The sequence below is a fragment of the Flavobacterium sp. W1B genome, from assembly GCF_047344965.1.
Taxonomy (GTDB): domain Bacteria; phylum Bacteroidota; class Bacteroidia; order Flavobacteriales; family Flavobacteriaceae; genus Flavobacterium.
The window spans coordinates 3,290,445-3,302,203 of sequence record NZ_CP178845.1 but is presented as its reverse complement, the minus strand read 5'-3'; the positions used below and the strand labels follow the sequence as shown (position 1 = coordinate 3,302,203).

Below are 11,759 nucleotides of genomic sequence, written 5' to 3'. Positions count from 1 at the left end.
CTTAATTTAAGCAAGGCTTTATAAGAAATATAATGTTTCTCTATTGGGTCTTAACCATAGTATATTTTTCAGAACTTGGTTTTCTTTTTTGGATTCCTGAAATTTCAGCAACCAAAGTGGTGGTGGAAACGTTCGTATAACTTATTTTTTGAGGATAATCGTGTTTCGGGTTTTCAAAAACTAATTGTTTTTCAGTGGTCCCTGTAAGTTGAAACGTAACAGCTTTATCATCGTTTTGTCCTTGTACGGTGGCAATATAATTTAGTTCTTCTCCTTTTTGTTGTAAAAGGATGCTTTCAAAATGCAAGGTGTCTTTGTCTTTGATGAAATAGGATTGCCCTTTATAAGTACTATCATTTAGTTTTTTCCAGTTTTCCGAAAGAGTACCATCAGAAGTTTTGCTTTCCCATTTTCCAAGGAGCCAATGTGCTGTTTTGATTTTGTCTTTTTCGTTTGAATCTGAATTTTTACAGGAGACAAGCGTTATGATAAGAAGTAGAAAAAAGGTTTTTGTGTACATATTTTAAAAATTGAATTGTTGATGAAATTGGGTACAATATTATGAAAATTACTGCAATTAGCCCAGATCGAATCAGCATCCTTTTTTTTGATTTTTTCTTATTATAAAAGAGTACTTCACTTTGTTTTTATTTTCATCGGAAATTGATCAATTTTATTTGATCAAACAGCTGAATTAAGCTTCTAAAAAAATCTGAAATCCGGAATCTAAAATCTGCAATCTTTTTTGTATTTTTGCACTCCAAATATAAGGACTGATAATATGTTAGATAGACTTCAAATAGTAAAACAACGTTTCGATGAGATTTCGGATTTGATCATCCAGCCGGATGTTATTTCGGATCAGAAACGTTATGTGCAACTGAACAAAGAGTATAAAGATCTGAAAGCTTTGGCTGAAAAAAGAGATGAATATGTTCTTTTGATGGCTAATATTGATGAAGCAAACGAAATAATAGCTGACAATAGTGATGCTGATATGACCGAAATGGCCAAGATGCAACTGGAAGAAGCCAAAGATAGATTGCCGGAATTAGAAGAAGAAATTAAATTCATGCTGATTCCTAAAGATCCAGAAGATGCTAAGAACGTGATGGTGGAGATTCGTGCCGGTACGGGCGGGGATGAAGCGAGTATTTTTGCCGGAGATTTATTCCGTATGTATACTAAATACTGTGAAAACCGCGGATGGAGAACATCGGTTGTGGATATGAATGAAGGGACATCAGGAGGATTCAAGGAGGTGATTTTTGAAGTTAGTGGAGAAGATGTTTACGGAACTTTAAAATTTGAAGCGGGAGTTCACCGTGTACAACGTGTTCCTCAAACGGAAACCCAAGGACGTGTTCATACCTCGGCAGCAACAGTTATGGTTTTACCAGAAGCGGAGGAATTTGATGTTCAAATTGATATGAATGATGTACGTGTGGATTTCTTTTGTTCGTCAGGACCAGGAGGACAATCGGTAAATACAACTAAATCTGCGGTGCGTTTGACACACATTCCTACAGGATTAGTAGCGCAATGTCAAGATCAAAAATCGCAACATAAAAATAAGGATAAGGCGATGGGCGTTTTGCGTTCTCGTTTATACGAACAAGAATTAGCCAAAAAAGAAGCTGAGGATGCTACAAAACGTACTTCTCAGGTGAGTTCAGGTGACCGTTCTGCAAAAATTAGAACCTATAACTATGCACAAGGTCGTGTGACGGATCACAGAGTTGGTCTGACATTATACGATTTAGGAAATATCATGAATGGTGACATTCAGAAAATTGTTGACGAGTTACAACTGGTGAACAACATGGAAAAATTAAAGGAAGCCAGCGAAGTTTTCTAAATTACAAGCCTCATTTATTGAGGCTTTTTTTTGGAGCTTTTTCCCGATTTCGTCTTTATCTCTTCGTTTCACTTCGAGGATATTGCTCCTAAAAAACAACACAATATCAAAGAATCCTTGCGGACTTTGCGAAAAACTTTGCGAACTTTGCGATTAAATAAATTACAATGACAACACAACAACTAATTGAGCAAATAAAAATAAAGAAATCATTCCTATGCGTAGGATTAGATGTAGATTTAACTAAAATCCCATCACATTTATTAGAACTGGAAGATCCTATTTTTGAGTTTAATAAAGCGATAATTGATGCAACTCATGATCTTGCGGTTTCTTACAAACCCAATACGGCATTTTTTGAGGCTTATGGTATCAAAGGCTGGATGTCATTGCAAAAAACAATCAATTACATCAACGAGAATTATCCCGAAATATTCACAATTGCCGATGCCAAACGTGGCGATATAGGAAATACCTCTTCGATGTATGCCAAAGCTTTTTTTGAAGATTTAAATTTTGATAGTGTAACCGTTGCGCCTTACATGGGGAAAGATTCCGTAGAACCTTTCTTGGCTTTCGAAAACAAACATACCATTATGTTGGCACTGACTTCAAACGAAGGTGCTTTTGATTTCCAGACTTTGAACGTAGACGGTAAAGAATTGTATAAACGTGTTTTAGAAACCTCTAAAACTTGGAAAAATAGCAAAAATTTGATGTATGTGGTTGGAGCAACCAAAGCAGAATATTTTACTGAAATTCGTAAAATAGTTCCTGATAGTTTCTTACTTGTTCCGGGAGTGGGAGCACAAGGTGGAAGCCTTTCTGAAGTATGTAAATACGGTATGAATGCCAATGTGGGATTGCTTATTAACTCTTCAAGAGGAATTATCTATGCTTCTAATGGAGCTGATTTTGCCGAAAAAGCCAGAGTCGAAGCCTTGAAGATGCAACAGGAAATGGAAGCAATTTTAAATACAAATCCAATAAAATAATAAAATTCAGAAGAAGTTCAAAAGGAAGCAATCAACATAATTTGAATCCTTTGTGAATTTCTTTGTGAGTCTTGCGTTAAATACATGAAAACTTTAATTGACCAAATCGGGAATGAACATACTTTTGAGAAGTCGCCACAAAGAATCATTTCTTTGGTTCCTTCGCAAACGGAATTGTTGTGTGATTTGGGCTTGGAAGACCGAATTGTTGGGATAACCAAGTTTTGCGTGCATCCATATCATCTAAAATCGACCAAGAAGATTGTAGGCGGAACAAAAAAAGTGCATTATGAGAAAATCCGACTATTGCAGCCAGATATTATTATTTGCAATAAAGAGGAGAATACGAAGGAAATCGTTGAAGAATTGCGTAAAATTTGTCCAGTTTGGGTGACTGACATCATTACTATCGAAGATAATTTTAAGATGATAACTGATTTTGGTCAACTTTTTAATTGTAGAATCGAAGCACAAAAATGGAATGACAAATTGGCTTTTGCCTTGAGCGATTTTAAAAATTTCATCAAAGATAAAGCAATTGCGAAAGTCACCTATTTTATTTGGAAAACCCCATATATGGTTGCCGGTTCAAACAATTTTATTAATGAGTTATTGAGATTGAATCATTTTAAAAACATTTATGATGATAAAGGCAGATATCCGGAAATTGAATTAGAAAAAATGAAATCAGAAGGGAATCCCGAGATCGTTTTTCTTTCTTCGGAACCTTATCCTTTTAAGCGCGAAGATGGCTATGAGATAGCAGAGTTTGCAGAGAACGCCCAAATTATTCTGGTAGATGGTGAAATGTTTTCCTGGTATGGAAGCAGATTGCTGAAAGCTTTTGAGTATTTTAAAAATTTACATCAAAAATTATAAAAGGAGGATTGATGAATAGATTATTCCGTTTATAAATCTTCTTTTACAAAAAATAAGCGCATGATAAATTATACTATTTATGAAAATAAAAACAGTGACCAATGGGTGACTTTTGTTCATGGTGCTGGTGGAAGTTCTTCTATTTGGTTCAAGCAGATTAGGGATTTCCAGAAACAGTATAATGTTTTGTTATTGGATTTGCGGGGGCATGGAAACTCAAAAACTTCACTAAAGAGTGCTCTTAAGCAGAAATACACTTTTTCGGCTTTGGCCAATGATATTTTGGAAGTTTTGGACTTTCTCAAAATTCAGAAATCACATTTTGTTGGAATTTCTCTCGGAACAATTTTGATTAGACAATTGGCTGAAATGTATCCTGAACGGGTTCAAAGCATGATTTTAGGAGGAGCAATATTAAAAATGAATTTTCGTTCTCAGGTTTTAATGCGACTGGGGAATCTTTTTAAATATGTGTTGCCTTATCTGGTATTGTATAAGTTTTTTGCTTTTGTGATCATGCCAAAAGCGAATCACAAACAATCCCGTTTGCTATTTATCAATGAGGCCAAAAAGTTATATCAGAAAGAGTTCATAAAATGGTTTAAACTCACAGCCGAAATTAATCCTGTACTGAAATGGTTTCGTCAGGTTGAATTGAATATACCGACCCTTTATGTAATGGGAGAAGAAGATTATATGTTTTTGCCTTCTGTCAGAAAAGTGGTGGCAGCTCATTATAAATCCTCAAAATTGTTTGTAATTGAAAACTGTGGACATGTGGTAAACGTGGAGCAGGCTAATGCTTTTAATGTTGCTGTCCTTTCTTTTATGAATAAAACAAAATAAAAAATGCCGACATCCTAAAATGTCGGCAAATCTTTAACTAACCAAAACCAATATAATAAATAACCAGTTTATTACTCTGCAAAGATCGGTTATAAGCCCCTATTTAGCTGTTAATATTTTGTTATTAGTTTGTTGTTTATAAGTTAAGTTTTTTAACTTTAAGTGTAGTTTTTAAAATTGATGGCATTAGTCCCCAAGTCCATAATTTTAATTTTTTTTATAATACCTCTTTCTTTGTCATTGTTACTTCTGTATGACTTTTTGTTAAAAAAGCATACAGTTAATTCGTTTTGTTTTTATTGCATCTATTGTTCAGAGTGTTAATTTGATAAAAATTCTTAAATTCTTAATCATGAAATTACATAAAAAACTGACAACCGCATCGGGGAGACCTTATGTAGAGAATGAAAATTCCCAATCTGTAGGTTCAAGAGGGCCGCTTTTATTGCAAGATTATATTCTCCATGAAAAGATGGCTCATTTTAATCGGGAACGCATTCCGGAAAGAGTGGTACATGCAAAAGGCTCAGGTGCTTTTGGAACTTTTACGGTAACTCATGATATCACTAAATATACGAAAGCTAAAATTTTTTCTGAAATAGGGAAAGAAACAAAAATGTTGATGCGGTTTTCAACGGTAGGTGGAGAGAGAGGATCGGCAGATACAGAAAGAGATCCCAGAGGTTTTGCAATGAAGTTTTATACCGAAGATGGAAATTGGGATTTAGTCGGCAATAATACCCCGGTTTTCTTTGTCAAAGACCCTAAAAAATTCGGAGATTTTATACATACTCAAAAAAGAGATCCCCATACAAATTTGAAGTCACCAACAATGATGTGGGATTACTGGTCGTTGAATCCCGAGAGTTTGCATCAGGTTTTGATATTAATGTCTGATAGAGGAACGCCTTACGGATACCGTCACATGAACGGTTATGGCAGTCATACTTATTCGATGATTAATTCAGGCAATGAACGTACCTATGTAAAATTTCATTTTAAAACGGCACAAGGGATTCGCAATTTCACTAATGAGGCAGCGTCCCAAATGAAAGCCCATGACATGGATTTTGCACAACGTGATTTGATGGAGAATATTGATGCAGGGAATTTTCCAAGATGGGATTTAAAAATTCAAGTAATGACCGAAGAAGAAGCGCTTAGTCAAGACTATTATTTAAATCCGTTTGATTTGACAAAAGTTTGGCCCCACGCAGATTATCCATTGATTGACGTTGGAGTTGTAGAATTAAATCAAAATCCCCATAATTATTTTCAGGATATTGAGCAAGCCGCTTTCGCCCCGGCGCATATAGTAAACGGTATTGGCTATTCGCCCGATAAAATGTTGCAAGGACGATTATTGTCCTATCCGGATGCCCACCGCTATCGGTTGGGGACCAATTACGAACAAATTCCAGTAAACAGATGTCCCTTTGCAACCAATAATTATGAAAGAGACGGACACATGAGAGTGGATGGTAATGGTGGCGAAAACCCTAATTATTTTCCAAATAGCTTTGATGATATGGAAATTGATCCGGCATATCAGGAACCACCACTTCCTATTAACAGCCATTATGCCGATTGGTACGACAGAAATTCTGAAGGCGAGAACGATCATTTTTCGCAGCCTGGTAATTTATTTAAATTAATGACAGCTAAACAACAAGAAAACACCATTAGTAACATTGTAGCCGCCATGTCTGGTATTCAGGGGCCTAAAAAACGCGAAATCATCAACAGACAATTGAGTCATTGGTATAGAGTCGATGGTCGTTTAGGAGCGGCAATTGAAGAAGGTTTGGGTGTTGATGAGGTGGATATGGAAGAACCGAAATAGTTTTAACAAAATTGGTATGAATATTTTAGAGGTTGAATTATTGACAAATGATATTGACGGAACAGAAGTTTTTTATAGGACAAAACTAGGATTGAAAATTATTTCAAAGGATAAATCCAGTATCTCATTTGCTGTAAAAAAGACGAAGCTGACTTTCAGATTGTCTAAAATTAAAAAGCCGATTTATCATTTCGCTTTCGATATCCCAAATAATATGCTTTCGGAGGCTTTTGCATGGATGGAAGCAAAAGTTCAGATTCTAGAGGTGATTCCTCCTGATAAAATTGCGGATTTTCGTAATTGGAATGCCAAGTCGTTTTATTTCTATGATAACAACGGAAATATTTTAGAATTTATAGCCCGTAATAATTTGGATAACAAATCAAACGATCCTTTTGATGGTTCTTCCATTATTTCGATAAGCGAAATTGGTTTTGTAGCTAAAAGTGTTTCAAAGCTTTGCGATGAATTAGTCGAAAAATATGAGCTTCCCGTTTTTTCGATGCAGCCAAAACTGGAAAAGTTTATTGTTATGGGAACAGAAACAGGACTTTTTATACTCGCTGCAGAAGGAAAAGATTGGTATCCTACAAGCATAAAAGCAAAACCTTTTTGGAAAAAAGTAATCTTTGAAAACGAGAATAAAATAAATGTTATGGAGACAAATTATTAAACGGCGGTGTTTTTAGTAAAACACCGCCGTTTTGTTTACCTATAATAAATAAGAATTAAATCTTCTTGTCCTGCATCGCAAAAACTTTTTGTAATAGAGGAGAAGTTCTGGCATTTAGATTTGTTCTAATGTTTTTTTCTTCAACAGCCACCATTTTAAAAACACCGCTCATCGCCTGATTCGTAACATAATCTGTCAAATCTGGGTTCACTTTGTTTACTAATGGAATACTGTTGTACTTGGTGATAATATTGGCCCAAACTTTATCGGCACCAACTTTAGCAAACGAATTTTTAATCACAGGATTAAATTTTCCGTATAAAGAAGTCGAAGTGCTATTTTGTAAATAATTAGTCGCTGAACTTTCATTTCCCATCAATATTCCTCTGGCATCAGCAAAAGACATGTTTTTTATGGCATCTACAAAAATTGGAGTCGCTTCTTTCACTGCATCTTCGGCGGCACGGTTCAGTACTTTTAGCCCTTCATCGGCTAAGGAATTAAGACCAATTTTTCTCAAGCCCGCATCAACTTTTCGCAATTCTTCTGGTAATAATATTTTTACAGCTTCATTTCTATAAAAACCGTCAGCGGCAGTCAATTTTGTTACTTGTTTTGAAATTCCATTGTTCAAAGCTTCTTTTAATCCGCCAGATATATCAACTAATCCCATGCCTTGGGCTTGTGGTAATTGATTCATTACTTGTTGCATTTCGGCACAGCCAAAAAGAGAAAATACTGCTGTTAAAATTAAAAATCGTTTCATGTTTATTTTTTAAGAGTTACTTCACCTTAATTTATTTAAAAGGTTTGAGTCAAAAATACTATTTAATTCAAAAACAAACGCATAATTTTGTTTAGAAGCATAAACTTTAGGATTTGTTTGCAGGCATCGGTCCCGCTGTGCGCTCTATCTTCGCTGATTGTTTCGTTCCTCGCAATAACAGCTAAGGATACCGCTTCCATCGGGGCTATAAGCTAAGTTCCTTGCTTTTTTATTAACAAGTCTAACGAAGGTCAAACAATCATTAAAAAAATTTGTAAATTGCACCACTAAAATTATCATATCCTCAAAATGAATCCAGAAACACCATATATTCCTAAGAATAAAGTAAGAATTGTTACCGCGGCCTCTCTTTTTGACGGTCACGATGCTGCCATAAACATTATGAGAAGAATTATTCAATCTACAGGTGTTGAGGTAATTCATCTCGGTCATGACCGCAGTGTCGAAGAAGTGGTAAATACCGCCATTCAAGAAGATGCTAATGCTATTGCAATGACTTCTTACCAAGGTGGACATAATGAGTATTTTAAATACATGTATGATTTGCTCAAAGAAAAAGGAGCGGGACATATTAAGATATTTGGAGGCGGAGGCGGAGTGATCTTGCCTTCTGAAATTGCTGAACTGCAAGCCTATGGAATTTGCCGTATTTATGCGCCGGATGATGGTCGTTCGATGGGATTGCAAGGAATGATCAATGATTTGGTAGAACGTTCTGATTTTCCTACCGGAAATAAATTAACAAATGAGCTTGAAGAATTAGAATCCAAAAATCCAACAGCCATTGCAAGAATCATATCTGCTGCAGAAAATTTCCCAGATTTGGCAAAACCTGCTTTGGATGCTATTCATAAAATGAACGAAAATTGTAAGACTCCAGTTCTTGGAATTACAGGAACAGGAGGAGCAGGAAAGTCATCATTAGTAGATGAATTAGTTCGTCGTTTTTTAATCGATTTTCCAGAAAAAACGATTGGTTTAATTTCTGTGGATCCATCCAAACGTAAAACGGGAGGAGCATTGTTGGGAGACAGAATCCGAATGAATGCCATCAATAATCCTAGAGTTTATATGCGCTCGTTGGCTACGCGTCAATCCAATTTGGCATTATCAAAATACGTTGCCGATGCAATTCAGGTAATTAAAGCGGCTAAATACGATATTATAATCCTTGAAACTTCCGGAATTGGCCAATCAGATACCGAGATTATGGACCATTCTGATGTTTCTTTATATGTTATGACACCGGAATTTGGTGCTGCAACTCAATTGGAAAAAATCGACATGCTTGATTTTGCTGATTTGGTGGCATTAAATAAATTCGACAAAAGAGGCGCATTAGATGCTATTCGCGATGTTAAGAAACAATACCAACGCAATCATAATCTATGGGATGTGAATCCGGATGAAATGCCGGTTTTTGGCACCATTGCCTCGCAGTTTAACGATCCGGGAATGAATACGCTTTACAAAGCGATCTTGGATAAAATCGTTGAGAAAACAAATTCAGATTTGAAATCAACTTTTCAAATCACGCGAGAAATGAGCGAGAAAATTTATGTTATTCCGCCACACAGAACGCGTTATTTGTCTGAAATTGCCGAGAGCAATCGTAAATATGATGACATAGCTTTAAGCCAAGAGCAAGTTGCCCAAAAATTATACGGAATTTTCAAAACACTGGAAACGGTTTCGGGTAAAGTACCGCTTATTATAAAAACGGGAATTGATGATAGTTCGGTTTTACCAAACGCTATTGAATCCGAAAAGCAAGGAGCTGCTGAAAATAAAATATTCCTTAATCTTTTACTGAATCAATTTGATAAAGTAAAAATGGATTTAGATCCCTACAATTGGGAAATTATATTGACTTGGAACGAAAAAGTAAATAAATATAAGAATCCGGTTTATACCTTTAAGGTTCGTGATCGCGAAATAAAGATGGCGACACATACAGAGTCACTTTCGCATTCTCAAATTCCAAAAATCGCCTTGCCAAAGTACCAGGCTTGGGGTGATATTCTGCGTTGGTGTCTGCAGGAAAATGTTCCTGGAGAATTTCCTTTCACAGCTGGTTTATATCCTTTCAAACGCGAAGGCGAAGATCCTTCTCGTATGTTTGCGGGCGAGGGTGGACCGGAAAGAACTAATAAGCGTTTTCATTACGTAAGTGCGGGCTTGCCGGCAAAACGACTGTCAACGGCTTTTGATAGTGTGACTTTATACGGAAATGATCCGCATCTTCGTCCGGATATTTACGGAAAAATCGGTAATGCCGGGGTTTCTATCTGTTGTTTGGACGATGCTAAAAAACTATATTCTGGTTTCGATTTGGTTCATGCAATGACCTCAGTGAGTATGACCATCAATGGTCCTGCGCCTATGTTATTAGGATTTTTTATGAATGCTGCCATTGATCAGCAATGCGAGCTGTATATTAAAGCTAACGGTCTGGAAAAAGAAGTTGAGCTTAAAATCAATAAAATATATAAAGAAAAAGGGGTAGAAAGACCGCATTATCAAGGTGATTTACCAGAAGGAAACAATGGTTTAGGATTACTGCTTTTGGGCGTTACCGGAGATCAGGTTTTACCTTTGGAAGTATATAATGACATCAAAGCAAGAACGTTATCTCAAGTTCGAGGAACCGTTCAAGCGGATATTTTAAAAGAAGACCAAGCACAAAATACCTGTATTTTCTCAACAGAATTCGCTTTGCGATTAATGGGTGACGTTCAGGAATATTTCATTACTAAGAACGTTAGAAATTTTTATTCAGTTTCGATCTCTGGATATCACATTGCCGAGGCTGGTGCCAATCCAATCACGCAATTGGCTTTCACGCTTTCAAACGGTTTCACTTACGTGGAATATTATTTGAGTCGTGGAATGAACATTAATGATTTTGGACCTAATTTATCGTTCTTTTTCTCGAATGGTGTAGATCCTGAATATGCGGTAATCGGACGTGTGGCGCGTAAAATTTGGGCGAAAGCCATGAAAAACAAATACGGTGCTAACGAAAGAGCGCAAATGTTGAAATACCATATTCAAACATCGGGTCGTTCTTTGCATGCACAAGAAATTGATTTCAATGACATTCGTACAACTTTGCAAGCTTTGTACGCGATTTATGACAACTGTAATTCCTTGCATACCAATGCGTATGACGAGGCGATTACAACACCAACCGAAGAGTCGGTACGTCGCGCAATGGCAATTCAGCTGATTATCAATAAAGAATTAGGTTTGGCCAAAAACGAAAATCCAATTCAAGGTGCATTCATCATCGAGGAATTGACGGATTTGGTAGAAGCTGCCGTTTTACAGGAATTTGACCGAATTACAGAGCGTGGTGGAGTTCTTGGTGCAATGGAAACGATGTACCAACGTTCTAAGATTCAGGAAGAGAGTTTGTATTATGAGACTTTGAAACATACAGGTGAATTCCCAATTATTGGAGTAAATACCTTCTTGAGTTCTAAAGGTTCGCCAACGGTTATTCCTGCTGAAGTAATCAGAGCAACTGAAGAAGAAAAACAATACCAAATCACCATGCTGGATAATTTGCACAAAGCAAATCACGATAAAGTAGATGAACAATTGAAAGCGATTCAAGACGCTGCCATTAAAAATGAAAATCTATTCGAATATTTAATGGAAGCGAGCAAAGTTTGTTCTTTGGGACAAATCACTGCTGCACTTTTTGAGGTAGGCGGTCAGTATAGAAGAAATATGTAAATAGAGAACCGCTTTATATGCAAAAGAAAAGTATGTGAATCCCTTACTCCGATAAAGAATAAAATCGGGTCTTATTTGTAGATTCTTTATTCTGATTTTATAGTTAACTATTTTGTTAAAATCCAAACCACCTCCAT

9 protein-coding genes are annotated in these 11,759 nt (G+C 36.2%); 7 read left to right on the top strand and 2 right to left on the bottom strand.

Going from position 1 to position 11,759, the window contains the following annotated elements:
- Positions 1-40: 40 nt before the first annotated feature.
- A complete protein-coding gene (locus ACMDB5_RS14345; RefSeq protein WP_413998948.1) occupies positions 41-520 on the bottom strand; it encodes a DUF6265 family protein in 480 nt (159 codons plus the stop codon).
- Positions 521-781: 261 nt separating this feature from the next.
- Here ACMDB5_RS14345 and prfA point away from each other — a divergent pair, with 261 nt between their 5' ends.
- From prfA to ACMDB5_RS14315, 6 genes are all read left to right on the top strand, one after another.
- On the top strand, positions 782-1,858 hold the full coding sequence (gene prfA, locus ACMDB5_RS14340) for a peptide chain release factor 1 (protein WP_413998947.1): 1,077 nt from the start codon (positions 782-784) through the stop codon (positions 1,856-1,858).
- 167 nt (positions 1,859-2,025) lie between these two features.
- Complete coding sequence (gene pyrF / locus ACMDB5_RS14335; protein ID WP_413998946.1) at positions 2,026-2,853, top strand: orotidine-5'-phosphate decarboxylase; 828 nt, start codon at positions 2,026-2,028, stop codon at positions 2,851-2,853.
- Positions 2,854-2,937: 84 nt separating this feature from the next.
- Positions 2,938-3,732 carry an ABC transporter substrate-binding protein gene (locus ACMDB5_RS14330; protein ID WP_413998945.1) on the top strand — a complete coding sequence of 265 codons (795 nt, stop codon included), beginning with the start codon at positions 2,938-2,940 and terminating at the stop codon, positions 3,730-3,732.
- Between the two features lie 60 nt (positions 3,733-3,792).
- Entirely contained in the window at positions 3,793-4,578 is a 786-nt protein-coding gene (locus tag ACMDB5_RS14325; protein WP_413998944.1) for an alpha/beta fold hydrolase, read from the top strand.
- A gap of 352 nt (positions 4,579-4,930) precedes the next feature.
- Positions 4,931-6,421, top strand: coding sequence for a catalase (locus ACMDB5_RS14320; RefSeq protein ID WP_413998943.1), 1,491 nt, complete (start codon positions 4,931-4,933; stop codon positions 6,419-6,421).
- 16 nt (positions 6,422-6,437) lie between these two features.
- On the top strand, positions 6,438-7,094 hold the full coding sequence (locus ACMDB5_RS14315) for a VOC family protein (RefSeq protein ID WP_413998942.1): 657 nt from the start codon (positions 6,438-6,440) through the stop codon (positions 7,092-7,094).
- A gap of 55 nt (positions 7,095-7,149) precedes the next feature.
- Here ACMDB5_RS14315 and ACMDB5_RS14310 read toward each other — a convergent pair whose 3' ends face one another.
- Positions 7,150-7,860: a DUF4197 domain-containing protein gene (locus ACMDB5_RS14310; RefSeq protein WP_413998941.1), complete on the bottom strand. Its 711-nt coding sequence runs from the start codon at positions 7,858-7,860 to the stop codon at positions 7,150-7,152.
- A gap of 309 nt (positions 7,861-8,169) precedes the next feature.
- On the opposite strand from ACMDB5_RS14310, the gene ACMDB5_RS14305 reads away from it, so the two are divergent.
- Positions 8,170-11,622, top strand: coding sequence for a methylmalonyl-CoA mutase family protein (locus ACMDB5_RS14305; protein ID WP_413998940.1), 3,453 nt, complete (start codon positions 8,170-8,172; stop codon positions 11,620-11,622).
- Positions 11,623-11,759 lie beyond the last annotated feature (137 nt).